The 24,075-nt window shown below is 55.9% G+C and carries 29 protein-coding genes; 16 read left to right on the top strand and 13 right to left on the bottom strand.

The window, feature by feature from the left end:
* The first annotated feature begins 101 nt into the window (after positions 1-101).
* Both ACN0TS_RS13550 and ACN0TS_RS13545 read left to right on the top strand, forming a co-directional pair.
* Positions 102-662 (top strand): DUF1285 domain-containing protein, encoded by a 561-nt coding sequence (locus ACN0TS_RS13550; protein WP_417259894.1) that lies wholly within the window; start codon positions 102-104, stop codon positions 660-662.
* A 4-nt stretch (positions 663-666) separates the two neighbouring features.
* On the top strand, positions 667-1,431 hold the full coding sequence (locus ACN0TS_RS13545) for a hydroxypyruvate isomerase family protein (RefSeq protein WP_417259893.1): 765 nt from the start codon (positions 667-669) through the stop codon (positions 1,429-1,431).
* 150 nt (positions 1,432-1,581) lie between these two features.
* On the opposite strand, the gene ACN0TS_RS13540 is transcribed toward ACN0TS_RS13545, so the two are convergent.
* Positions 1,582-2,400: a sulfotransferase family protein gene (locus ACN0TS_RS13540; protein ID WP_417259892.1), complete on the bottom strand. Its 819-nt coding sequence runs from the start codon at positions 2,398-2,400 to the stop codon at positions 1,582-1,584.
* A gap of 134 nt (positions 2,401-2,534) precedes the next feature.
* Between ACN0TS_RS13540 and ACN0TS_RS13535 the strand changes: the two genes are divergently transcribed.
* Both ACN0TS_RS13535 and ACN0TS_RS13530 read left to right on the top strand, forming a co-directional pair.
* Positions 2,535-4,112, top strand: coding sequence for a DUF5928 domain-containing protein (locus ACN0TS_RS13535; RefSeq protein WP_417259891.1), 1,578 nt, complete (start codon positions 2,535-2,537; stop codon positions 4,110-4,112).
* Between the two features lie 57 nt (positions 4,113-4,169).
* Positions 4,170-4,547: an HIT domain-containing protein gene (locus ACN0TS_RS13530; protein ID WP_417259890.1), complete on the top strand. Its 378-nt coding sequence runs from the start codon at positions 4,170-4,172 to the stop codon at positions 4,545-4,547.
* 82 nt (positions 4,548-4,629) lie between these two features.
* On the opposite strand, the gene ACN0TS_RS13525 is transcribed toward ACN0TS_RS13530, so the two are convergent.
* On the bottom strand, positions 4,630-5,565 hold the full coding sequence (locus ACN0TS_RS13525) for an ABC transporter ATP-binding protein (protein ID WP_417259889.1): 936 nt from the start codon (positions 5,563-5,565) through the stop codon (positions 4,630-4,632).
* Positions 5,566-5,744: 179 nt separating this feature from the next.
* On the opposite strand from ACN0TS_RS13525, the gene ACN0TS_RS13520 reads away from it, so the two are divergent.
* From ACN0TS_RS13520 to polA, 3 genes are all read left to right on the top strand, one after another.
* Positions 5,745-5,930 (top strand): zinc-finger domain-containing protein, encoded by a 186-nt coding sequence (locus ACN0TS_RS13520; RefSeq protein WP_417259888.1) that lies wholly within the window; start codon positions 5,745-5,747, stop codon positions 5,928-5,930.
* Between the two features lie 79 nt (positions 5,931-6,009).
* A complete protein-coding gene (locus tag ACN0TS_RS13515; protein WP_417259887.1) occupies positions 6,010-6,429 on the top strand; it encodes a globin domain-containing protein in 420 nt (139 codons plus the stop codon).
* Between the two features lie 127 nt (positions 6,430-6,556).
* Positions 6,557-9,355 carry a DNA polymerase I gene (gene polA, locus ACN0TS_RS13510; RefSeq protein WP_417259886.1) on the top strand — a complete coding sequence of 933 codons (2,799 nt, stop codon included), beginning with the start codon at positions 6,557-6,559 and terminating at the stop codon, positions 9,353-9,355.
* A 38-nt stretch (positions 9,356-9,393) separates the two neighbouring features.
* Here polA and ACN0TS_RS13505 read toward each other — a convergent pair whose 3' ends face one another.
* The 3 genes from ACN0TS_RS13505 to nth are packed head-to-tail and all read right to left on the bottom strand — an operon-like array spanning position 9,394 to position 11,564.
* On the bottom strand, positions 9,394-9,906 hold the full coding sequence (locus ACN0TS_RS13505) for an acyloxyacyl hydrolase (protein WP_417259885.1): 513 nt from the start codon (positions 9,904-9,906) through the stop codon (positions 9,394-9,396).
* Between the two features lie 31 nt (positions 9,907-9,937).
* Positions 9,938-10,924, bottom strand: coding sequence for an adenosine kinase (locus ACN0TS_RS13500; RefSeq protein WP_417259884.1), 987 nt, complete (start codon positions 10,922-10,924; stop codon positions 9,938-9,940).
* Positions 10,917-11,564 (bottom strand): endonuclease III, encoded by a 648-nt coding sequence (gene nth, locus ACN0TS_RS13495; RefSeq protein WP_417259883.1) that lies wholly within the window; start codon positions 11,562-11,564, stop codon positions 10,917-10,919. The genes ACN0TS_RS13500 and nth overlap by 8 nt, the downstream gene beginning before the upstream one ends.
* A 151-nt stretch (positions 11,565-11,715) precedes the next feature.
* On the opposite strand from nth, the gene ACN0TS_RS13490 reads away from it, so the two are divergent.
* The 4 genes from ACN0TS_RS13490 (at position 11,716) to ACN0TS_RS13475 (ending at position 14,997) form a co-directional block, all read left to right on the top strand.
* The gene (locus ACN0TS_RS13490; RefSeq protein ID WP_417259882.1) at positions 11,716-12,369 is read left to right on the top strand and encodes a Hint domain-containing protein; all 654 of its coding nucleotides are present in this window, start codon (positions 11,716-11,718) and stop codon (positions 12,367-12,369) included.
* 87 nt (positions 12,370-12,456) lie between these two features.
* The gene (locus ACN0TS_RS13485) at positions 12,457-13,362 is read left to right on the top strand and encodes a methylated-DNA--[protein]-cysteine S-methyltransferase (protein WP_417259881.1); all 906 of its coding nucleotides are present in this window, start codon (positions 12,457-12,459) and stop codon (positions 13,360-13,362) included.
* A 107-nt stretch (positions 13,363-13,469) separates the two neighbouring features.
* On the top strand, positions 13,470-14,120 hold the full coding sequence (locus tag ACN0TS_RS13480) for an OmpA family protein (protein WP_417259880.1): 651 nt from the start codon (positions 13,470-13,472) through the stop codon (positions 14,118-14,120).
* A gap of 106 nt (positions 14,121-14,226) precedes the next feature.
* Positions 14,227-14,997, top strand: coding sequence for a FadR/GntR family transcriptional regulator (locus tag ACN0TS_RS13475; RefSeq protein WP_417259879.1), 771 nt, complete (start codon positions 14,227-14,229; stop codon positions 14,995-14,997).
* A gap of 101 nt (positions 14,998-15,098) precedes the next feature.
* Here the strand turns inward: ACN0TS_RS13475 and ACN0TS_RS13470 are convergent, their stop codons facing one another.
* From ACN0TS_RS13470 to ACN0TS_RS13450, 5 genes are all read right to left on the bottom strand, one after another.
* A complete protein-coding gene (locus tag ACN0TS_RS13470) occupies positions 15,099-15,656 on the bottom strand; it encodes a F0F1 ATP synthase subunit B (protein WP_417259878.1) in 558 nt (185 codons plus the stop codon).
* A 4-nt stretch (positions 15,657-15,660) separates the two neighbouring features.
* Entirely contained in the window at positions 15,661-16,221 is a 561-nt protein-coding gene (locus tag ACN0TS_RS13465) for a F0F1 ATP synthase subunit B' (protein ID WP_417259877.1), read from the bottom strand.
* Positions 16,222-16,332: 111 nt separating this feature from the next.
* On the bottom strand, positions 16,333-16,569 hold the full coding sequence (locus tag ACN0TS_RS13460) for a F0F1 ATP synthase subunit C (protein WP_417259876.1): 237 nt from the start codon (positions 16,567-16,569) through the stop codon (positions 16,333-16,335).
* A 55-nt stretch (positions 16,570-16,624) separates the two neighbouring features.
* Positions 16,625-17,380 (bottom strand): F0F1 ATP synthase subunit A, encoded by a 756-nt coding sequence (locus tag ACN0TS_RS13455; protein WP_417259875.1) that lies wholly within the window; start codon positions 17,378-17,380, stop codon positions 16,625-16,627.
* Between the two features lies 1 nt (position 17,381).
* Positions 17,382-17,738, bottom strand: a complete 357-nt coding sequence (locus ACN0TS_RS13450) for an AtpZ/AtpI family protein (protein WP_417259874.1) — start codon at positions 17,736-17,738, stop codon at positions 17,382-17,384.
* A 211-nt stretch (positions 17,739-17,949) separates the two neighbouring features.
* Here ACN0TS_RS13450 and ACN0TS_RS13445 point away from each other — a divergent pair, with 211 nt between their 5' ends.
* Complete coding sequence (locus ACN0TS_RS13445; protein ID WP_417259873.1) at positions 17,950-18,291, top strand: ArsR/SmtB family transcription factor; 342 nt, start codon at positions 17,950-17,952, stop codon at positions 18,289-18,291.
* A 7-nt stretch (positions 18,292-18,298) separates the two neighbouring features.
* Here the strand turns inward: ACN0TS_RS13445 and ACN0TS_RS13440 are convergent, their stop codons facing one another.
* The 3 genes from ACN0TS_RS13440 to ACN0TS_RS13430 all read right to left on the bottom strand — a co-directional run bounded on the left by ACN0TS_RS13440 (position 18,299) and on the right by ACN0TS_RS13430 (position 20,973).
* Positions 18,299-19,150 carry a DMT family transporter gene (locus ACN0TS_RS13440; protein ID WP_417259950.1) on the bottom strand — a complete coding sequence of 284 codons (852 nt, stop codon included), beginning with the start codon at positions 19,148-19,150 and terminating at the stop codon, positions 18,299-18,301.
* Between the two features lie 37 nt (positions 19,151-19,187).
* Positions 19,188-20,078 carry a LysR family transcriptional regulator gene (locus ACN0TS_RS13435; RefSeq protein ID WP_417259872.1) on the bottom strand — a complete coding sequence of 297 codons (891 nt, stop codon included), beginning with the start codon at positions 20,076-20,078 and terminating at the stop codon, positions 19,188-19,190.
* Between the two features lie 85 nt (positions 20,079-20,163).
* On the bottom strand, positions 20,164-20,973 hold the full coding sequence (locus tag ACN0TS_RS13430) for a hypothetical protein (protein WP_417259871.1): 810 nt from the start codon (positions 20,971-20,973) through the stop codon (positions 20,164-20,166).
* Positions 20,974-21,186: 213 nt separating this feature from the next.
* Between ACN0TS_RS13430 and ffh the strand changes: the two genes are divergently transcribed.
* Genes ffh through rpsP form a run of 4 tightly spaced genes read left to right on the top strand, consistent with a single transcriptional unit; the run spans position 21,187 to position 24,022 of the window.
* Entirely contained in the window at positions 21,187-22,728 is a 1,542-nt protein-coding gene (ffh, locus tag ACN0TS_RS13425) for a signal recognition particle protein (RefSeq protein WP_417259870.1), read from the top strand.
* A gap of 1 nt (position 22,729) precedes the next feature.
* Positions 22,730-23,272 (top strand): GNAT family N-acetyltransferase, encoded by a 543-nt coding sequence (locus tag ACN0TS_RS13420; RefSeq protein WP_417259869.1) that lies wholly within the window; start codon positions 22,730-22,732, stop codon positions 23,270-23,272.
* On the top strand, positions 23,269-23,568 hold the full coding sequence (locus ACN0TS_RS13415; RefSeq protein WP_417259868.1) for a chorismate mutase: 300 nt from the start codon (positions 23,269-23,271) through the stop codon (positions 23,566-23,568). Before ACN0TS_RS13420 ends, ACN0TS_RS13415 begins: the two co-directional genes overlap by 4 nt.
* 52 nt (positions 23,569-23,620) lie before the next feature.
* Complete coding sequence (gene rpsP, locus ACN0TS_RS13410; RefSeq protein WP_417259867.1) at positions 23,621-24,022, top strand: 30S ribosomal protein S16; 402 nt, start codon at positions 23,621-23,623, stop codon at positions 24,020-24,022.
* Positions 24,023-24,075 lie beyond the last annotated feature (53 nt).

Here is a 24,075-nt window from a genome sequence, read left to right as displayed (position 1 = left end):
CTTCACCTTTTCTACGAATTCGTGTCACTATGGTTGGGCCTATTAGTGACAGGTATCGCGCCAGACACAAATGGCAAAACCGTGAGAAAGGTGAAATTCCCGTGAGCGTTTCCGCAGAAAGTATCGCCGCCGCCGTACGCGCCGCCAAAGGACGCGGATTACCGCCTGTCGACAAATGGAACCCGCCGTTTTGCGGCGATCTGGATATGCGCATTGCGCGGGACGGGACGTGGTTTTACCTCAGCACACCTATCGGGCGGCCACAGTTGGTGCGGTTGTTTTCCACAGTGCTTAAGCGCGAAGGCGATGATTATTTCCTTGTCACCCCCGTGGAGAAAGTCGGCATCACCGTCGATGACGCGCCTTTTCTGGCCGTGGATTTTGACGTTACAGGCACGGGCAAGGATCAGTCGCTGACATTTCATACCTCGTTGGGGGATCAATGCGTAGCAGGGACCGATCATCCACTGCGGTTCGAGACACGCGACGGCGAACCCGCGCCTTATGTTGAGATCCGCTCACGGCTCGACGCGCTCATTGATCGCAAGAGCTTCTTTCGACTGGTCGAACTGGGCGTGGAACACGAGGTAGACGGCACCGTGATGTTTGGTCTCTGGTCGAGTGGGGTCTTCTTTCCCATCGCGCCTGCAAGCGATTTGTAACGCCATGAAGTTTGCCGCGAACCTCACCTTTATGTTCAAAGAGTTTCCATTCCTTGAGCGCTTTGCTGAAGCCAAAGCGGCGGGGTTTAACGCGGTTGAGGTCTTGTTTCCCTACGACGAGGCCGCGTCCGAAATTGCGCGACGCATGGCAGAGTTGAACCTCGCGATGGTGTCGCTCAACACGCCGCCACCGAACTGGGCGGGGGGAGAACGCGGCTTTGCCGCCGTACCAATGGGAGAAGCCCGCTTTCGCAAAGATTTCAAACGCGCCTTGCGCTTCGCCGATTTTCTGCGCTCGGACCACATGCTCGTCATGGCGGGCAAGGCCAAGGGGATCGTGGCCCGCGAAACGTTCAAGCGCAATTTGACGTGGGCCGCTGATGAAGCACCGCGCCAAAGCCTGACCATCGAGCCTGTGAATGCAGAAGATATGCCCGGATATTTCCTCAATGATCTGGCTGAAACCGCCCAACTGATCCGCGACATTGATCGACCTAATATCGGGCTTCAATTCGACCTCTATCATATTCATCGCATGACGGGGGATGTGATGAAAGCATGGGAAGAGCACGGGGATCTGGTGCGCCATATCCAAATTGCTTGTCCCGTGGATCGTGGCGAGCCTGACAAGGGCGAATTCGCATTCGCCGATTTCTTCAATGCCGTCAAAAAGAGCGGCTACAAAGGCTGGGTATCGGCGGAATATACGCCGCGCAAACGCACCGCCGAAGGCTTAGGCTGGATGACCGATCTCGCCCCCTTCGCTTGAAGCCGCACCTGCACACCCCAGCGACAATAACCTCCACGGCTGCGGCAACCCGTAGAGGTTTTATGGCCTATTCTGGTGGCGCAGCGCTGATAAACGAAAAACGCGCCACTCTTGCGAGGGCGCGTTTTGTCTCATTCTTGCGTTGAGGTATCAGTCGCCGAGTTTGGCGTGCACTTCGTCAAGGTCGACCTCAGACAGAGGCATCTTGTTTCCCGGATTTTCAAAGTCGTATTTGAACAGTTGGAAATCGCGATGGAAAATTTCCCACATCAGGTGCATGGACAGATCGTCAAAATAGTCCTCAACGGGATGCAGACGTTTGGGGCCGTGACCTTCGCTTTCGTTGAACCGCGGAATCTTGGAGAGGTCTACGGTGTGCGGTGTCTCAATGTGATCAAGCACCTCCTGCATCCCCTCGTTAAACTTCTCGGTGAAGAAAATTTTGTCATAGGTGCCGCCGTTCACGATGAATGTCGCTACATGTCCTGACATGCCCGACCAGTGAATGTCGGGGTCCATCGGACGACGCCAGCGAATGGTATCACGCACGAACAACAAGAACCGGCGGAACGATGCAATCTGATCGAACTCTTCCTTGCCGTCATCGCCTCCGACCTCAACACCGTATTGTTGGATCAGCTTGGGTACGAGATTACCACGATAGCGACGACCATTGCGCTGAATGCCGCAAATCTTGTCGAAAAAAGATGACAGCACACGGGTGTAAGGATTGCGCACACAGGTGAACGCATAGGAGGCATGAGCTTTAACATTCGCCTCAATCAATGGTTGGCTGTTTTCTTGCGCCCATTTATGCAGTTTTTCAGTGCTGTCATGGATGTCGCCGTCGAAAAATTCGCCATGATCCGAATAATACATAATCTGACCAATGGTCGAACACGCGCACTTCGGCACAACGCGGTAAACAACACTTTCGCTCTCGGTCATCCAGGTTCCAGGGAAGCCCATATTCACAAATACTCCTCACGACCGCCCCCCAGGGCAACCTTTTATGCTTTAAAAGCAAATTTTCCTTGTTTATTCAATGTTTGGTTACACCTATAAAGATACAATCAGGCAAAAATGAGGTCACTGGCTCCAATATGGCACGAATTGCGTTCATTCTTCTGTGCCACAGAGATCCTGAGGCAATTGTGCAACAGGCTGAGCGGCTTACGGCAGCGGGTGATTTCATATCGATCCACTTCGATGCGCGCGGAGGGAAAGAGGCCTACAACACCGTAAAAACAGCACTATCCAGAAATCCCAACGTCACCTTCGCACACAAACGAATCAAATGCGGCTGGGGGGCATGGAGCCTCGTCCAAGCGACCCTTTATGCGGTTGAAGCCGCTGAAAAAGCCTTTCCCCGCGCGACTCATTTTTACATGGTGTCTGGCGACTGCATGTCGATCAAATCCGCCGAGTTCATGCATGATTTTCTCGACCGCGACGACGCCGATTACATAGAGAGCTTTGACTTCTTCGAGAGCGACTGGATCAAAACGGGGATCAAGGAAGAGCGGCTGATTTACCGTCATTTCTTCAACGAACGTACACATAAGTGGTTGTTTTACAAAAGCATGGCCCTCCAAGAGAAACTTGGGTTAAAGAGGGAAGTGCCCGCAGATTTGCATGTGATGATCGGTTCGCAATGGTGGTGTCTGCGACGCCAAACCATCGAACGAATTCTCGAATTCACCCGCAAGCGGCGCGATGTCATGGCGTTCTTTCGCACAACGTGGATTCCTGATGAAACCTTTTTCCAGACACTGGTGCGCCACCTTGTGGCAAAGGAAGAAATCAGGAACCGGACACTCACCTTTTTGATGTTCACCGATTACGGCATGCCCGTGGTCTTTTACAACGACCACTATGACATGCTCGTCTCGCAGGACTATCTGTTTGCACGCAAAATCTCTCCCGATGCGACCATACTGAAAAAACGTCTCGGTGATTTGTTCGCCGCCCAAAACGTCACATTCAAAATCTCCAATGAGGGACGCTCGCTGTTTCAGTTTCTAACAGGCAGAGGCCGCATTGGCCGCCGCTTCGGGCAGCGGTTCTGGGAATCTGAGAGCACCTTGGGCCGTGACCGCGAACTGTTGATTGTGACCTGTAAGAAGTGGCACGTCGCCAAGCGTCTGGTCGCAAAAATCAACGAAAAGACAGAGCTTCCAAGCCTCGAATACCTGTTCAACGAAGAGAACACACCGCTCCCCGATCTGGGTGGCATCGAGAAAAGCCTGTGGAAGCGGTCACGCCACCGCCGCGCATGGGTGCGCATGTTGTTCGATTATTACCAAACCGACCGCATGCTGATTTGCATCGACCCCGGTGGGTTTGATCTGATCAATGACTTTTACGCGGATCGCTCCAGTACGCGACTATTGGATATTGAATGCAATTACACGCCCGAGTATCTGGCGGGACATGCCAAACGGGTCGGATTGGCAGGGGAAGCCACCCCGCAGGACGCGCTTGAGAGATTGTTGCCCACGATCCGTAGCGACATCAATCATGAGGCCGACCGCATTCGCGATCAGGACTATGACAACTACTTCCTCATGCGCGAAGATAATTCCCAAGACGAGAATTCCGCAATCATTGCGCGGTTCCTCGACATTTCCATTGAAGACGCGCAGGATATCGCCGCGACACCGCATCTTTTCGCTGACTAACGAGCGGCGTGAACATTCCGCGCACGGTTGCGCTGCACGACCTGAGAAAGACCCGACATGCCTTATGACTACGACGATCAAAACGTTTTTGCTAAAATCCTTCGCGGGGAAATCCCGTCGAAACCGATTTACGAAAGCGATCACGCCATCGCCTTTCCCGACATTACCCCGCAGAAAAAGCACCACATTCTTGTGATCCCAAAGGGACCGTACCGCTGCTACGACCACTTCGTTCAATCTGCATCCGATGAAGAACAGTTGGACTTCTTTCGGGCCGTGGGCACCGTTGCGAAACAACGTGGTCTTTCGGAGGCGCATGGGGGCAACGGCTATCGCCTCATCACCAACTCAGGGCGCGACAGCCACCAAGAAGTGCCCCACTTCCATGTGCACCTCTTGGGTGGAGAACCCGTTGGACCACTGACCGCGAGCTAAGATTCGTGCTGCATGTTCAAAAGATAAAGGGCGACCACTGGCCACCCTTTTTATCGAACATATCCGAATCAATTCGGCGCGGTTAGCGACCTGACGTCAGGTCGACGAACACATCTTCCAAGTCAGGCTCTTGCGTGCGCACATCCCCGATGATGACACCTTGAGCCTTAACCGCGTCCAAAACATCGTTGGCCGAGGCTTGCGCGCGTGAATAGGTAAAGGACAGAACGCCGTCCTTTTTACGTTCAAACCCAACGCCCTCAGGCAAATCAAACGTCTCGGGTGAACCTCCTTCAGGTTCGATCAACAGCGTCTTGGCATCCATACGGCCCAACAGGTTTTTCGTCGTATCGCGCACGATCATTTCACCGTGGTTAATAATCGCGATTTCGTCGCACATTTCCTGAGCTTCTTCGAGGTAATGCGTTGTCAGGATGATAGTCATTCCGCGCTCTTCGTTGAGGCGGCGCACGTTTTGCCACAGCATCTGACGCAGTTCGATATCAACCCCCGCAGTTGGCTCGTCCAGCACCAGAATTTGCGGCTTGTGGACAAGCGCTTTGCCAAGAAGAAGCCGACGTCGCATCCCGCCCGAGAGCGTCCGAGCATAGGCATTTGCCTTATCCGTCAGCCCCACAAGTTCAAGGATTTCATCCGACCACCGATCTTTCTTCGGCACGCCGTATAGCCCCGCTTGGACTTCCAAGGCTTCGCGTGGCGGAAAAAACGGATCAAGGTTCAATTCCTGCGGCATCACGCCAATCGCGGCGCGACTTTGACGGGGATTCACGTCTTGGTCAAAGCCCCAAATTTTCACACGCCCTTCTGTTTTAATCGTCAGTCCCGCAAGGATATTGATAAGCGTTGATTTGCCCGCGCCATTCGGGCCAAGCAAACCAAAAATCGATCCCTTGGGAATGTTGAGATCAACCCCTTTGAGTGCTTCTTTGGGCCCTGCGCCCCCCTCGCCGCGATAGGTTTTCCGCAGCCCTTCAATTTCAATAGCATTGCCAGTCATGGCCACTCCCTCACAGCGCAGAATCTGCACAACAATCACTTGTCGCGCCCGCATGGATCGTTATCATACGCCCTTGACTTAGGCCCTTCGGTTCCGATGGGCAACTCCCACCGCCTGCGCATGCCCCACGCGAATTTGCATGAGGCCTGAACAGTGACGACAGAAAGAGCGACATACCTATGACGATCCAAGCCCCAGAAACCGAAGTTGTCTCCAAGTGGAAAGTGGCCTGTGATGGCGGCGAAGGGGCGCTTGGCCACCCGCGTGTCTGGCTCTCCATTCCCAAAGAAACGGGTTATGTCGAATGCGGTTACTGCGACAAAAAATTCATCCACGAAAGCGCCAAACTGTCTGACGCAAAGTAACCTTAAAACTGCTGCTCTCCTTCGGACTATCTTAATGGACACCTGATAGCTTTTCTTCAAACACGAAGGGGAAGCAATCATGCTGTCACAAGAAACCATCACTCTGGTGAAGAGCAGCTACAAGGCCGTCACAGACGCCCGCCCCGAGCTATTCGAGGATTTTTATACCCGTCTGTTTGTCATCGCCCCTGAGGTGCGCGATCTCTTTCCGAACCGACCACGCGAGCAGGCGGTAAAGCTCGAAGCGATGCTACAACTAGCGCTCTCGTCCCTCGACGCACCTGAGGCCCTCACGCCTTTGTTGCATAAACTTGGCTTTGCCCATGTGGCGTATGGTGTTCAAGAAAAACACTACATCGTCGTTGGAGAAGTGCTTTTGGACACCCTTGCCGCGCAAGCGGGTGATCTTTGGACTGCGGAGGTCTCAGCCGCTTGGTTTGCCGTTGTCAACTTCATCGCCTCCTCCATGATCGACGGGGCCCGCGCAATGGCGGCGTGACGTGGAGCGACGGAGGATATCCACCCACAAGATGCAACTGAAATTGGCTCGATTGCTGCACGCATGGTTGCAGCCCCTGCACCGCCCTCTATGATCCGCATAAACGCGCATATGGAAAGGCTCGACTATGGCATTCGGCAAGGGACATCACCTGCATCTGATCGACGGATCGGCCTTCATCTTTCGCGCCTATCACGCTCTCCCACCGCTGACGCGCAAATCCGACGGTCTACCCGTCGGGGCTGTGGCGGGGTTTTGTAATATGCTCTACCGCTACATCGAGGCGAACACGGGCGCAGACGCGCCGACCCATGCGGCTGTGATCTTTGACCACTCGGGCAAGACATTTCGCAACGATCTCTACCCTGCGTATAAAGCCAACCGTCCGCCCGCGCCTGAGGATTTGCGGCCGCAATTCCCGCTCACGCGCGACGCCACCCGCGCCTTTAACGTCTCGTGCATCGAAATCGAGGGTTTCGAGGCGGACGACATCATCGCCACCCTCGCCCATCAGGCCCGCGATGCAGGCGGTAGCGTGACCATTATTTCCTCCGACAAAGACCTGATGCAATTGGTCGGTGACGGTGTGGAAATGCTCGACCCGATGAAGAACAAGCGCATTGACCGCGAAGGTGTCGAAGAGAAGTTCGGCGTCGGACCAGAGCGCGTTGTCGATGTTCAGGCCCTCGCAGGCGACTCGGTCGATAACGTCCCCGGCGCGCCCGGCATCGGCATCAAAACAGCGGCTTTGTTGATCAACGAGTACGGCGATCTCGACACCCTCTTGGCGCGTGCCGAAGAGATTAAGCAACCCAAACGCCGTCAAACCCTGATCGAGAATGCCGAGCTGATCCGCATTTCGCGCGACTTGGTGCAGCTTGATTGCGACATGACGCTCGACTTCTCACTCGACAGCCTTGAGGTGCAGGAGCCCAACACCGACGACTTGCTCGCCTTTCTTACACAGATGGAGTTTCGCACCATCGTCAAACGCGTGGCCGAGCGGTTCAATGTCGCCCCTCCAGTGATTGAGGACGCGCCCGCCGCGACACCCGCCGCAGCTGCCGAACCCGACATGCCACCCATTGATGTCGATAAGTACGAATACGTGCGCACAATGGGCGCGCTGGAGCGGTGGATCGGCGCCATCTACGAGCGCGGCTATGTCGCCGTAGACACGGAAACCACGGGTCTCGACGCGATGCAGGCGGAACTTGTGGGAATTTCGCTTTGTGTCGAAGCGGGCACTGCCTGCTACATCCCTGTCGGTCACACGATGGGCGAGGACGACCTGTTTGGCGGCTCGAACCTCGTGGATGGTCAACTACCCAAAGACATGGTTTTGGACGCGCTGCGCCCCGTTCTTGAGGATGAGTCGATCCTCAAAATCGGTCAGAATATGAAATACGACGCCAAGATTTTTGCACGCAACGGCATCCGCGTCGCGCCCTATGACGACACGATGTTGCTGTCCTATGCCTTGCATGCAGGTATCCACAATCACGGCATGGATGCGCTTTCAGAACGCTACTTGGACCACACGCCGATCCCGACCAAGGAACTCTTGGGCTCGGGAAAATCAATGATCACCTTTGACAAAGTGGACCTCGACAAAGCGGTAAAATACGCCGCCGAGGATGCCGATATCACGCTGCGCCTGTGGCAGGTGTTCAAACCCAAACTGCACACCGAAAAAGTCACCACCGTCTACGAGACACTGGAGCGTCCGCTATCGCCCGTATTGGCGCAAATGGAAATGGCAGGGATCAAAGTCGACCGTGATGTGCTCTCGCGCATGTCCAACACCTTCGCTCAGAAAATGGCGGGTCTTGAGGCTGAAATCCATGAGCTTGCAGGAACCGCATTTAACGTCGGATCGCCAAAGCAATTGGGTGAGATTCTGTTCGACCAGATGGGATTGGAAGGCGGCAAAAAGGGGAAGACAGGCGCCTATGCCACGGGGGCCGATATTCTCGAAGACCTCGCATCTGAGGGTCACGATTTGCCGGCGCGGGTTCTGGATTGGCGTCAGCTGTCCAAACTGAAATCTACCTACACCGACGCGCTTCAGACCTTTATCCACCCCGATACAGGCCGCGTGCATACCTCATATATTCAGACGGGTGCGGTGACGGGACGTCTCGCCTCTTCGGACCCCAACTTGCAGAATATTCCCGTGCGCTCCGACGAAGGTCGCCGCATTCGCGAGGCCTTTGTCGCGGATCACGGCAAGAAACTCGTATCTCTCGACTATTCCCAGATCGAGCTGCGCATCCTCGCCCATGTCGCAAACATCGAAAGCCTCAAACAGGCGTTCCGTGATGGATTGGACATTCACGCCATGACCGCGTCCGAGATGTTTGGTGTCCCGATTGAGGGCATGGACCCGATGGTCCGCCGCCAAGCCAAAGCCATCAACTTCGGCGTGATCTACGGCATCTCAGGGTTCGGCCTTGCCCGCAATCTGCGCATACCGCGCAAAGAGGCGCAGGGCTTTATCGACCGCTATTTCGAACGATTCCCCGGCATCAAGGAATATATGGACGAAACAGTGGAGTTTGCCAAAGAGCATAAATATGTGGCTACCCTGTTTGGTCGCAAAATCCACACGCCAGAAATCGGCGCAAAAGGACCACAGGCAGGTTTTGCCAAACGCGCCGCGATCAACGCGCCTATTCAGGGTACAGCCGCAGACATTATCCGTCGCGCCATGATCCGTATGCCCGAAGCGATCAAAGACCTCCCTGCCACCATGCTGTTGCAGGTGCATGACGAATTGATTTTCGAAGTGGACGAAGATGCCTGCGATCAGGTGATCGAAGTGGTCAAGGACGTGATGGAAACCGCCTCCGATCCGGCGGTGAAGCTCGATGTCCCCATCGAAGTGGACGCGGGCATTGGCGACAATTGGGCTGAGGCACACTAAACCGCGCCACAGTCACACCGACAGAAACAAAGGATCATTTAGAAGGGTTGGCTGAACCGGATCTGAATCGTCTCTGCGCCAGGGTTCACAGGGTCCAGATTGGCGTTGGAGCGGTGATCGATGCTGAGCGCAAGCCGCCTGCCGCTGTCCCATTCGTAGCCGATTTCCAAGCCCGAGCGGAACTCCACCGACGCCCCAAGGTCAATGGACCCACCGAGATCATAGAGACCCGCCATCGCCGACAAATCGCCGTAGAATCCGTTGTTCTCGAACACAGACCATGCCACGCCGACACCAGCCCAAGAATTGTCGCCCGAAGCGTAGGAAATCCCCGCCATAGGCTGAAAGCCACCGTAGTTACGACCAAATTCGTAACGCAGGTAAATTTCCGATTCAGAAAAACTTTCACGAAATCTGACACGGCCAACCGAAAGGGAAAGCCGTGCAGGTTCCATCTCTTTCTCGAAGCAGCTCGTGTCATTCGTGCAAGAGTCCCAAATCTGGTTCCCCATGCTCGCCAGAGCCAAAGCTATAAAAATTGATGCATCCATAACCGCGGTTCTATGCTCACGGTTAGAAAAGTCAAATTAAATTCGCGTCCTCGAACAGTGTCTTGAGGTCTGCTTCAGGCCGTGGACCAATGTGAGAAATGACTTCGGCTGCGGCGACACAGCCCATACGGCCACAAATCTCGAGGCTTTTTCCCGTGGCAAAACCATAGAGGAACCCCGTGGCAAACTGGTCGCCCGCCCCAGTGGTATCTACGGGTTGAACGCGGGTCACAGGCACCACAACTTCCTCATCTCCGCGCACCAGTATCACACCGCCTCCACCACGCGTGCAGACCACAAGACCACATTCAGAGGCTGCGGTTTCAAGCGCTGTTGACAGGTCTGTCTCGTAGAGGCTTTCCCACTCGTGTTCATTGCCAATCACGAAGTCCATCGATTTAACGAACTCACGGAAATCGGCGCGGTGACGATCAACACAGAACGGGTCGGAAAGCGAAATGCCCACCTTGCCGCCTGCGGCTTTGGTCAGTTTCGCGGCCTGATCAAAGGCGTGTTTGCCCTTGTCCTTGTCATAGAGGTAGCCCTCAAGGAACATAATGTCGGTATCGGCGGCCACATCGGCGCTCACGTCGTCGGCGGAAATTTCTGACGAAATGCCAAGATAGGTATTCATCGAGCGCTCGCCGTCGGGAGACACGAAAATCATTGACCGCGACGTGGGCAATTCACCTCCCTCGACAGGCGCGTTGACAAAGGCACAGCCATCTGTGGCCATCTCGGAAGCATAGAACCGACCAAGAGCGTCATCATGGACGCGCCCGATGAACCCTGTTTTCAGACCGAGATTTCCCAAGCCAGCAAGCGTATTGGCAACCGATCCGCCAGGGGTTTGGACGCGGTTGTCCATCGCCCCGTAAAGCATCTCACCACGGCCTTGTTCGACCAGTTGCATAATGCCCTTTTCGATCCCCAAAAGGTCGAGCGTGCTGTCAGTCGTGTGTGTGATGACATCCACGATGGCGTTGCCGATACCGACAATCTGATAGGCTTTAGTCAATGTTCTTCTCCTCGAAGTCGCACAGGTCCCGTATCAAACAGGTGCTACACAAAGGGTTGCGCGCTTTACATGTGTACCGACCGTGAAGGATCATCCAATGGTGCGCATGTTGTTGAAATTCTGCGGGAATATTATCTTCTATGGCGCGTTCAACCGCGACGACATCCTTGCCCACGGCCACGCCAGAGCGGTTGCCGAACCGAAAGATATGCGTATCAACGGCCTGTGTCGGGACATGCCACCACATGTTCAGAACTACATTCGCCGTTTTGCGCCCAACGCCAGGAAGGCTTTCCAGAGCAGCGCGAGACGAGGGCACTTCGCCGCCGTATTCCTCAACGAGAATCCGGCTCATCTTGATGACGTTTTTCGCCTTGTTGCGATACAGCCCGATGGTTTTGATATGCTCTATGAGGGCCTCTTCGCCGAGGTCGAGCATCTTTTGCGGCGTGTCGGCAATTTTAAACAGCTCTGCCGTGGCCTTGTTCACGCCTTTATCGGTTGCCTGCGCCGACAGGGCAACAGCAACAACAAGCGTGTAGGCATTCACGTGATCTAGCTCACCTTTCGGCTCGGCTTGTGCCGCGCGGAACCGCGTAAATATCTCGTAAATCGTTTTATAATCGAGTTGTTTGCTCATGGGATGTCCTATGCCCCGATGTGCGCCTCAGGGCAAGTAAAGGATTAACACTCGACATTTTCTTAAAACTTTCAGCAAAGGCCCAACCGTCATTCACCCACTGTTTAGAAAAACCTCGAAAGATAGTGAGGAATGAAGAGCGAGTTTGAGAATGCACGATCACACAGGAACCCGACTGAGCGGCGGGGATGACACAATTTGTCGAAACCCGAGAGAGGGCATTTCCGGTTTCGGGTCTGGCGCCATGATTGAGACCAGTGAAGGGCCTCAACCCGTCGAGTGGCTGCGCGCGGGCGATTTGGTCCTCACGCGCGACCACGGCTATAGACCGCTACGGTGGGTTGGTCGAAGTGAGATGTCACACGCCCATCCGATCCGTATTTTCGCGGGTGCGTTTGGCAAACGGACACCAGAGCACGACCTCGTCCTATCGCCACACCATCAGATCTTGATGAGCTCACCGCTTGTCCCGCTATATTTCGCTGAAGACGAAGTCCTCGCTCCCGTCAGCGCCATAACCACCGAAGCTGAGGAAGATTACGTCAGCCGGAACCCCGACCACGCCTTATGTCATCTGCTCTTTGACCAACATGAGGTCGTTCTGGCCGAGGGTGTATGGTTGGAAAGCCTGTTTCCTGATGCTCCCTATCTGGATCTTCTGGGACGCGATTCGGAACAGGATATGCGCGACGCCATCGGCACCAATCTCGACACAATGATCACGGCACGGATGGTTTTAAATTCCCGCGAAGTTGCACTACTCAAACCGCGCTCCGCCATCGCAGCGCGCCGGATGGTGGCCTGAACAGGCACATGCGCCTTTGGCCAAGTTTCGGGTCGGTGTTTGCACGCTGTCAGGTTAAGGTACGATCCAAGCCAAGAGGGATCGACCGTGACCAAATCCGTTCAAAACGCACTGACAGACGCACCAACGCGCCATGATAGCCCGCTTTCGGATCGCTATCATTACAACGTGATCCGACGGGCCATCGACCTGATTGATGCGTCTGATGTCCCTTTGTCCCTCGACGATCTGTCAAAGGACCTGGGCATGAGCCCCCATCATTTCCAAAAAACATTCTCGAAATGGGCGGGCGTGTCACCAAAACGCTATCAACAATACCTCACCCTTGGCACAGCAAAATCACTTATTCAAACGCACCACACAATGGTCGAGGCCGCCGATGCGGCAGGTCTGTCGAGTGCGGGGCGCCTGCATGATCTGTTCTTACGGTGGGAAGCCATGACCCCGGGCGAGTTCGCGCGATCTGGTGCGGATATGGTCGTCTCTTACGGATGGTTCGACACGCCATTTGGCGAAGCGCTTGCGATGGCGACACCGCGAGGGATGTGTGGCTTGGCGTTTACTTCCGAGACATCGCGCGATGCCGCGATGGCCGATCTGACCGCGCGTTGGCCTGCCGCCACTTACCACGAGGCTCCCGACCATGTCGCACCTCATGTCGAGGCGGCCCTTGGAGGCGGGCGAGCAAAGTTGCACCTGATTGGCGCTCCTTTCCAGATCAAAGTGTGGGAAGCCCTGCTTTCCATCCCCTCGGGCAAAGTCACGACCTATTCCGATATTGCCTCGGCCGTGGGCAATCCCAAAGCCGTGCGTGCAGTCGGAACTGCCGTGGGGCGCAACCCCGTGTCATGGCTCATCCCGTGCCACCGCGTGTTGCGCAAATCAGGCGAACTTGGCGGCTATCACTGGGGGTTGCCTGTCAAACGCGCGCTCTTGGCCTACGAGGTGACCCAAGCGGATGCCCGAGACGAAACACGAGCCGCGACAGCATAAGCAGGAACCCGCCACATTCGCGTGATCACGGCTATTCACAGGTGCGATAGGAACTCGTCAGCGCTAGAAGCGTTGTAAGAGCAGAAGTTTTTGAAAGAGGTCCTTCAATGAAGTCCCGTTTCCTTATTACCGCACCCCTCGCCGCTGCCGTGTTTCTAAGCGGCTGCATGGAGCCCATGGTTTCTGACAACCCAAATGCCAACGCCAAACAAGGGGCCATTGCAGGCGCTCTGATCGGCGGATTGGCAGGGCTATCCTCGAACGACGACAAGCTCGTTAAAACGGCCGTGGGCGCTGCAATCGGTGGCGCAATTGGCGGCGCAATCGGACAGCAGCTTGACCGTCAGGCCGCCGACCTGCGCAACGACCTTGGCAATGATCAGGTGAAGATCGTCAACACAGGGTCCGAGTTGATCGTCACCTTGCCACAGGACATTTTGTTCGCCGTGGACAGCGCCGTTGTGGTCCCAAGCCTACAGGCCGACCTACGCACGCTTGCCTACAACCTGCGCGACTACCCCAACACAACAGTGCAAGTCGTCGGGCACACCGACAACACCGGCTCAGCGACGTATAACCAAGAATTGTCGACCCGTCGCGCTTCCGCAGTCTCGACCATCCTGACCGCGAATGGCGTCGCCTCTGGCCGCATTCAGGCCTATGGCCGTGGCGAGGATGCTCCAGTCGCTACCAACCTCAATGCCGAGGGTCGTGCACAGAACCGTCGCGTAGAAATCATCATCACACCGATGACCTGATACAAAGACAAAGCGTCTGATAAGGGTCGGCTTTTTGTCGGCCCTTTTTTATGGCACCCTCTTATCTGCGGTCATATAATCTGACCAATTCAAATGTGAGGTCGACATGCCGTTCCAAAAAATTGACGCCGCGAAGCTAAGCGCTTCCGTGGTGCAGCAGATCGAACTTCTCATCCTGCGCGGTATATTACGCCCCGGGGAGCGCCTCCCGTCTGAGCGTGACCTGTCGGAACGCATGGGCGTCTCCCGACCGTCGATCCGCGAAGCTGTCGCCAGCCTCTCGGACAAGGGGCTGTTAGAGACCAAGGCAGGCGCAGGTATCTATGTTGCCGACGTGCTGGGCTCTGCTTTCTCCCCTGCCCTTGTGCAACTGTTCGGCGCACATGACGAGGCCGTGTTTGACTACATCGCCTTTCGCCGCGACATGGAGGGATTGGCCGCAGAACGCGCCGCACGGTTTGCATCGGATACAGACTTGCAGGTCATACAGACCATTTTTGACAAAATGGAAGCCGCTCATCCCAAGCGCAACCCGACGGATGAGGCCCGCCTTGATGCCGAATTTCACCTGTCGATCATCGAGGCGAGCCACAACGTCATCATGTTGCACATGATGCGGTCGATGTTTGATCTGTTGCGCGAGGGTGTGTTCTACAATCGCTCCGTCATGTTCAAACAGCGCACCAATAGGGCGCAACTCCTTGATCAACACCGCGACATCAATGCAGCGCTACAATCGCGTGATCCCGAGCGAGCCCGCGCCGCCGTGACCCAACATCTCGACTATGTGGAACGGGCGCTGAATGATCAGCAAAAATTTGAGCGCAACGAGGAAATCGCAAAGTTGCGCTTCGATCACGAGCAAGAGCGGCATTAACCCCCGCGACACCCCATGCGACCGCCCCAACGAAAAAGCCCCACCAATCTGGCGGGGCTTTATCATTTTGGGGTCTGATGGAGGACGCGTGGAGCGTCCGATCAGTGAAGTTTCGCGCTCACTTCTGTGATGGCATCATCAATGAGCGAGTTGGCCTCTGCGGCTGTCATGTTCTTGGCAATGACATCCTGCGCAGCACCGATTGCAACGGTGACAGCGGTGTTACGAACATCGCGGATGGCGGAGGCTTCGGCAGAAGCGATTTGCTCCTCAGCCGCGGCCAAACGACGGGCGATAGACGTTTTGAGGTCTGCTTTGGCTTTTTCGGCAGCAGCTTCAGCGTCGAGCTTGGCTTGCTTGATAATGGCATCCGCCTGTTCCTGAACTTCGCGCTGTTTGCGCTCGTAGGAGGCGAGAACCGATTGGGCCTCTTCGCGCAGAGCGCGGGCTTCGTCGAGTTCGGAACGGATGTCAGCTGCGCGTTTGTCGAGCATTCCCACGATCATGCCAGGCACGCCGAATTTCACCAGTATCCCGATGAAAACGATGAAGCCAAGCAACACAACGAAATTGGTGTTGTGCAACGAGAAGAATGGACCCGACGCAGCGAGTGCCGGTGTCGCGGCGGTGGTAGCGATAAGAGCAATAAGTTTTTTCATGATCTTACCCTTTCAACCGCGCGTTAATGGCCGCAGTAATCGATTTGGCGTCGGCCTTTGCACCGAGTGCCGCCACGATTTCCTTGGCTGTGTCTTTGGCGACGTCTTTGACGGCGTCCATTGCACCTTCGCGGATTGCCGCGATGGCCTTTTCCGATTCTGCAGCTTTCGCAGCAATATCAGCGTCCGCTTTTGCGATTGCGACGTCCAAATCGCTCTGGATCGCGTCGCGTGCGTCCTGAACAATTCGCTGTGCTTCGGCTTTCGCCTCGGCCAGTGCCTGATTATAGGCATCTTCCGCATCGACAGCCTTGAGCTTTAGCTCTTCGGCGGCGGCAATGTCATTCATGATCGTGCCGGACCGTTCTGCGAGCACACTAGAAATGCGCGGCAAAGCGATTTTCGACAGCACGAAATAGATCACGACGAGCGTGACCAAAAGCCAGAAAATCTGGTTCGGGAACGTAGAGAAGTCCAGCTGCGGCATGCCGACTTCAGCAGCACCGTGTGCTGCATCCACAGCATCAGCAGCGTGGGCCTCTGCCCCGTGCGTCTCTGTTGCCATCTTGTCCTCCTGACTCTGTCCTAATCCTTCGGTCTGACCGAAGGGACCCCTGTGTTACGCGAGGGTGGGCCGACAATGCGACCCACCCTGCCGTAAGGATGGAGCGTCAGATCAGACGGCGAACATCAACAGAAGAGCGACGAGGAACGAGAAGATCCCGAGCGCTTCTGCAAAAGCCATGCCGATGAAGAGGGTAGCAGTCTGCGAAGCAGCTGCGGATGGGTTACGCAGAGCGCCTGCGAGGTAGTTACCAGCAACGGTACCAACACCGATAGCTGCTGCGCCCGAACCGATGCCTGCAAGACCAGCACCGATGAATTGACCCATATTTGCGATATCGCCTTCCATATTCCTATCTCCTTACGTTTTGGGAATTGGTTAGTAGTTTTCGTGACGTGTTGACTTAGTGCGAAGGATGCAGCGCATCTTTCAGATACACACACGTCAGGATGGTGAACACGTAAGCCTGAATGAAGGCTACGAGTAGCTCGAGGCCGTACATGGCGGTGATTGCCAGAACGGAAACGGGGGAAATGATGGTGATCGCGGCAAAGCCTGCGAACACTTTCACCACAGCGTGACCGGCCATCATGTTACCCGCAAGACGGATAGAGTGGCTAACGGGACGCACAAAGTAGGAAATCAACTCGATGATCGCGAGAACCGGACGCATCGGAAGCGGTGCGGAGGTAATCCAGAACAGACCGAGGAATTTGGTGCCGTTTTTGACAAAGCCAAGCACGGTCACAGAGACGAACACCAACATCGCGAGCACCGCGGTGACGGCAATGTGTGTGGTCGTTGTAAAGGACAGCGGAATCAGGCCGAGCATGTTCGAGAACACGATGAACGAGAACAGTGTCATAATGTATGGGAAGTAGCGAACGGCGTCTTTGCCGGCGACATCTTCAACCATTTTATGCACAAAACCGTACATCAGTTCGGCAACAGATTGGATACGCGAAGGAACAACAGCGCGACCGCGCGAGCCCAGAACCAAGAGACCGATGACGCACAACACAGCGATGCCCATCCACAGCGTCACGTTCGTGACTGTGTACCAATGAATAGGACCGTCACCAAAAAGAGGAGTAACCTTGAACTGATCCATTGGGTGGATCGCCAGACCGCCTTCGGAGCCGTGTGCTTCTTCAGCCATTTTAATCCCTCTCGTCGTCTGCGGGGTTGCCCGCGTTGTTCTTTTCGTCGGCATCCGCCAACTGTTGCTTTTGCATCTCTGCCGCCGTGCGCATCATCGTTTTGACGCCAGCCGCGAGACCCAATCCGACAAACAGCACCAGGAAAATCGGGATCGTCCCGAACAACCCGTCAAGGGTGTACCCAATGCCGAAACCGATCATCAGACCGGCCACCAATTCGATCACCATCCGCCAAGCCATATTAGCCTGAGAAAAGTGCTCTTCTCCTTTGGAGGTGCGCGGCGCTTGCGCCCCTTTCGCCTGCGCGATCCGCTCTTCCAGTGCGCGCAAACGCTTTGGATCATGCGGGTCTGTCATAGACGTTTTACCCCCTAAGGTCGTTGACGCGGAAACTAGGGGGAGGGCGCATCAGAGTCAATAAGACACATGCAGACCCAACCCATTGAAATGTATACAATTTCAAATCATCGCATCGGGTCAGATCGGCTCTTTTGCGGCAAACGGTGACAAATACGTTATTCAACCAAATGGTTGACCAACGCACGCGTCCTCCCTATCGCTCTGGATCATGGCTCCTGATCTTGACCTCATCTTCGCCGCTTTGGCCGACCCGACCCGCAGAGCGATCCTCGTTATGCTGCTCGAGGATGATATGGCCGTGACCGATGTCGCCGAGCCATTCCAGATGTCTTTGGCCGCAGTATCGAAACATCTCACCATTCTGACCCGTGCGGGCCTCATCACCCAAGAGAAGCGCGGGCGGGTAAAATGGTGCAAACTCGAACCTGACGCGATGAGCGCCGCAAGCGTATGGATGCAGGGATTCGGTCAGTTCGAAGAATTGGATCTCGACGGGTTGGAGCGGTTTTTGGAACACGAATTGCGCGACGAAGACAATACGACCGCCTAGCCGCCGCTCACGGCTCGTGCTTGAGCAACAAATAAAGCGCGAGGATGGTCAGACCGATTCCGCCAAACACCAAGACCGAAGGCACCCCGTGGCCTAGCGCAATTTCCCAAACGATCACCCATGACGGCGTGAGATAGGTGTAGGCCATAACCTTGGCCGAGGCGAGGCGAACAGAGGCAAAGGCCAATAGAGACGCCGTGGTCGTGGTCGCCACGATCGAGATATAGGCCAAGGTAATCCAGACAATCGGCGGCAGAGCCCCCCAATCGGTGGCAACCAAGTCGCGCCACCCAAAGGCCATCAGCACAATCGTAGCGGAAACCAAAATGAAGAAGGTGAAGACAAAGGTTCGTTCGCCGCGCGAGAACTTTGGGACCAGTGGCGTGTAAAGAGCATGGGCGACAACACCTATGAAATAGATGGCCTCGCCGCGCCCGACCTCAAAAGCCAGAAGAGCCGAGAGGTCTGCGCGAAAAATCACCCAAAGCGCACCCGTCGCACCCACCGCCAAGGCAAGCGCGATGCGGCGCGTCGTGATCTGACGCATGATCAAGTAACCGAAGAACGCCGCGAATACCGGTGTAAGCGTAAATACCGCCGAGGTGGACACGGGTGTTGCCGTTTTAAGCCCCTCGAACATCATCACGAAATAAAGCGCGAAGAGACCGCCGAGAATCGCATAGCGCCACGGCGCACGTAGCGCCTCACGCGGAATACCCCCTGTGACCATCGCCAACATCCCGACGACAACAGAGGCGATGATGAAGCGCGCGCCATTGAGCGCGAATGGCGAGATTTCATTGGCCGCCATAGAGCCAAGCGAAAACGACCCAGCCACCAAGCACGAGAACACGAGCATGGCGATATGGCCCTGACGTCGATCGTGGCTCGACGCACTATGAGGCACTGGGCCAGTCCTTTGCGTGGGCTTTGAGCATGGTGAGAAACGCTTGAACTTTGGGCGTGCGGTGCAAGTCCACATGGGTGACAAGCCAACTGACGGTTGCCCATTCAGGACGTGCAGGCATCAATTCAACCAGATCGGCATGGGCCATGGCGTCGCGGGTAGACATAAAGCCCGCACCTACGCCGGCCAGAATCGCCATTGCCATTGCCTCAATCTCAGAGGTGCGAAACGTAATCCGGTCGGGACTGACGTTCTCATGCAGCCACGTCATAAAGGGCGCTCGGCTCATCGGATCATCATGGCCGACAAACCGCAATTCGCTCAACAGACGGTCTGGTGCCGGATGCCCAAAAGCCTCAAGATAAGAACGGTGCGCATACAAAGCGATATCTTGGGAAAAGAACGGCTGCGCCACGTTGTCGGGTTCTTGTGGCGGCTTGCCTGCGCGAATAGCCACATGGGCTTCGCCGTATTCGAGCCGAAACACCCGCTCCCCCGTCAAATAGCGCACGATCACGTCCGGATAGGCCTCTTGGAACTTGGCCAGGAACGGTGCCATGAGTTTCGCCATTCCCGGCAGTGACGTGACGACCAATTCGCCTGAGACATCTTCTCCGCGTCCTTTGATCCGACTGGCAAGTTGGGAAAACTGGTCATCTGTCGCCTGCGCCACCGTCAACAAGTCCATACCTGCTTCTGTAGGGGTGTAGCCGCGCGCGTGCCGCTGAAAGAGCTTCACGCCAAGCTGACCCTCTAGAGCATCAATGTGACGTATCACGGTCGCATGATGCACTCCAAGGATCTGCGCGGCGCCTGACACGGTGCCCAATTTGGCCACCTGATATGCTGTGCGAATTTCGTCCCAATTTTCAGACGTCATGACCTGCACCCGTGCGATGTTGCGAAGTGTAAGGCTCTAAATTGACTTAGCTCTGCAAAATTACAAGCGAAATTGGCATATACACTTAACCACATGGCATTGTTTCCTTCGGAAAGGCCCGAAGCCACATCGCATCAATGGAATCTAGCGTGTCTTGTGAAAACCGCGTCAATTCGGTCCAATACATGCCAGAGGGCACATAATATCCCGCCTGTGTCTCCAGATCACGCGCCGCTTCGACCTGTGTGGCGTTGAACGGCAGGGGGGCAATAGCATCAAAAAGCACCCGCACATCGTGTCGCGGATAGGGCAACACACTTTCAGCCTCGCTCAGATTGATCACGGCGCAATCTTGCGCCGCAGCGAAATACTGCAACCGCCGCGCCTTTGCGGGTAGGGATTTCAATGTCGGATCATCGCGCAACGGGTCTGCCGCGCCCGTGCCGTAGAAATGGGTCTGGCTCGACGCGGGATAGACCATATCGCAGCCGAAAAAGCACATCACCCGCGGGCGCAGCGCATGAAGCGCCCAGTAAGCGGCGGTAAACGCCATCGTTCCGCCCGCATAGACGAAACCGCCATAGGCATTTTGCGCAGGGACATACTGTGCGCTTGTGACGACCTGTTGTCCTGCTTTGACAACTTCGGGTCGGCGTTCGGGTGGAAAATCATCGGGATGGATGTGATGGGTCCAGTCAGGCACAGCCCGCCATGCGTTATTGATGGCAACCACAGCGTCAAAATTGCTCAGATCCCATCGAGCGGCATCTGGGGCCGCTGGGCCGCTGCCAAGGATCAAAACCCGCTCCATCACTTTCTCCTGACGTTTCGCCTGACATAGATCATAGCCCGCAACGGTCCACACTTCATGTCCGAAATTCTGCGCAAGCGGCATCCGCCCTGCCCTCTTGACTCACGCCCCCCCCGCGCGTAAACGCAGCACAACATTTTCCGGAAGCACTAATCCTTCCGGTCCTTAGGCCCATGCGCCAGGATCGCCCCCCGTCAGCGAGTTTCGCCCACGGGGGCCAAAATCCATTTGGCGTTTGAATTTCACCGCTTCGTCCCCAGATGAAGCATATCGTCAACAGGTAGGGAGACCGCCATAATGTTTGAAAATCTGTCAGATCGCCTCTCAGGCGTCTTCGACAAGCTCACCAAACAAGGGGCCCTGTCCGAAGATGATGTCAAAACGGCACTGCGCGAAGTGCGCGTGGCCCTGCTTGAGGCTGACGTCTCGCTGTCCGTGGCGCGTGATTTCGTCAAAGCCGTCGAGGCAAAAGCAACCGGTCAGGCCGTCACCAAATCCGTGACCCCCGGTCAGCAGGTCGTGAAAATCGTTCACGACGAGTTGGTGCATTTCCTCGCGGGAGATGAGGCCGATATCGGCGCGTTGAAGGTCGACAACCCACCTGCCCCGATCCTGATGGTCGGTCTGCAAGGTGGCGGTAAAACCACCACGACCGCCAAACTGGCCAAACGTCTCAAAGAGAAACAAGGCAAGCGCGTTCTGATGGCCTCGCTCGACGTTTATCGTCCTGCGGCGATGGAACAGTTGCGCGTCCTTGGCGAGCAAATCGGCGTCGACACCCTGCCCATCGTGGCGGGCGAGACCCCTGCGCAAATCACCAAACGCGCCAAGCAGCAAGCGACCATGGGCGGCTATGACGTCTATATGCTCGACACTGCGGGCCGCCTGTCCATCGACGACACGCTGATGGCCGAGGTCGAAGCCGTGCGCGACATCGCCAACCCGCGCGAGACGCTTCTCGTGGTCGATGGTCTCACCGGTCAGGATGCTGTGCATACAGCAGAAAACTTCGACGGGCGCATCGGGATTTCGGGCGTTGTGCTGACCCGTATGGACGGCGACGGTCGCGGTGGTGCGGCTCTCTCCATGCGTGCGGTCACGGGCAAGCCGATCAAGTTTGTCGGCCTTGGCGAGAAGATGGACGCTCTGGAGGAATTCCACCCCGAGCGGATCGCGGGCCGAATCCTTGGCATGGGCGACATTGTCTCCCTCGTTGAGAAAGCCCAAGAAACCATTGAGGCCGAACAGGCCGAACGCATGATGAAGCGCTTCCAAAAGGGTCGCTTCAACATGAACGACCTCAAGATGCAGCTCGAACAGATGCAAAAAATGGGCGGCATGGAAAGCATTATGGGCATGATGCCCGGCATGAAAAAGGCCGCATCGCAGATCAAAGACAGCGGCTTTGACGAAAGCGTGTTCAAGCGCCAGATCGCCCTGATCCAATCCATGACCAAACTGGAACGCGCCAACCCGCAGATTTTGCAAGCCAGCCGCAAGAAACGCATCGCCAAAGGGGCCGGCCTTGGCGTGCCTGAACTGAACCAGCTTCTCAAAATGCACCGCCAGATGGCCGACATGATGAAGAAGATGGGGAAAATGGGTAAAGGCGGCATGTTGAAACAGGCTGTTAAAGGCATGTTCGGCGGCAAGGGTGGAATGCCCGATATGCCCGACATGAATGACCCCAAAGCGATGGAAGAAGCCGCAAAAGCCCTCGGCGGCGCAGGTGGTCTCGGCGCACTTGGTGGCATGGGTGGCGGTCTTAAGGGCGGGCTTCCCGGGCTCGGCGGCGGCGCGCTTCCCCCTGGTCTGTCTGGCTTCGGGAAAAAGAAATAACGTGACCCAAGCCCCCACCATAACCACGCAACGCCTGACACTGCGCGCCCATCGCGCCAGTGATTTTGACGCCTACGCCGACACATTTGCCTCGGATCGTGCGCAATTCATGGGCGGCCCAATGGCGCGGCGCAAAGCATGGTTCGCCTTCTGTGCGGACATTGCCCAGTGGTCGTTGTTTGGACATGGCGCATGGGGCGTGGAGCGCAATGAGGACGGTGCATTCATCGGTCAGGTTGCTGTCGGCAAGCCACCACATTTCCCCGAAGTCGAATTGGGGTGGATGTTGTGTGACGGCGCCGAGGGGCATGGATACGCCTTTGAGGCGGCAACGGCTGCGCGTGATTGGGCCTATGTCGAACCGGGACGCGACACACTCGTGTCCTACATCGACGCAGAGAACACCCGCTCGATTGCCCTTGCAGAGCGCCTTGGTGCCGTCGTTGATCCAACCGCAGCAACACCTGACGACGAGGACTGCCTTGTCTACCGTCACCCAGACCCCGCCGCGTTGCAAGACGGCGGAATGGAGGCCTACGCATGAGTGATTCCGTGACACGCGCCCAAGAGATTTTGGCCGAGCATCGCGACAGCATCGACCGTCTCGATGCCATCCTTGTCTACACCCTTGGCGAGCGCTTTGCGCAGACCCAAGCGGTTGGCAAGCTCAAGGCTGAATACGACCTTCCGCCCTCCGATCCGGCGCGGGAAGCTACACAAATCGCACGGCTCGAAGATTTGGCAAAACGCGCCAACCTTGATCCTGAATTCGCTAAGAAATTCCTGAAATTCATCATTCAGGAAGTCATCCAACACCACAAACAACACCAAGATTGCTGAGGTTTTTCAGAGAAAAACCCAAGCTCAATAGCTATCAATAGGAGAAATTATCATGGCTATGAAAATCCGGCTCGCCCGCGGCGGTTCCAAAAAACGCCCCTTCTACCGTATCGTTGCTGCGGACGCCCGTATGCCACGCGATGGCCGCTACATCGAAAAACTCGGCACATACAACCCGCTGCTCGCCAAAGACAACGAAGATCGCGTCCAGATGGATGTAGAGCGCGTAAAATACTGGCTCAGCCAAGGCGCACAGCCAACTGACCGTATTTCCCGCATGCTCGAAGCGGCTGGCGTTATTGAGAAAAAAGTACGCGCCAACCCAATCAAAGGCGCACCAGGTCAAAAAGCTGTGGCCCGTGCCGAAGAAAAAGCAGCCAAAGCTGCCGAGGCCGCTGAAGCCGCTGCCGCACCTGCTGAAGCACCCGCAGAAGAAACCGCTGCTGAAGAGTAAATCTCGCCAGCGCAGATTTTCTGTGACTATGACAGACCCGAACGCGACACCCT

The sequence above is a fragment of the Celeribacter sp. genome (assembly GCF_048266405.1).
In the GTDB taxonomy this organism is placed as follows: Bacteria; Pseudomonadota; Alphaproteobacteria; order Rhodobacterales; family Rhodobacteraceae; genus Celeribacter.
Note: the sequence above shows the minus strand (reverse complement) of the source record. Positions and strands in the feature narration are given on the sequence as shown.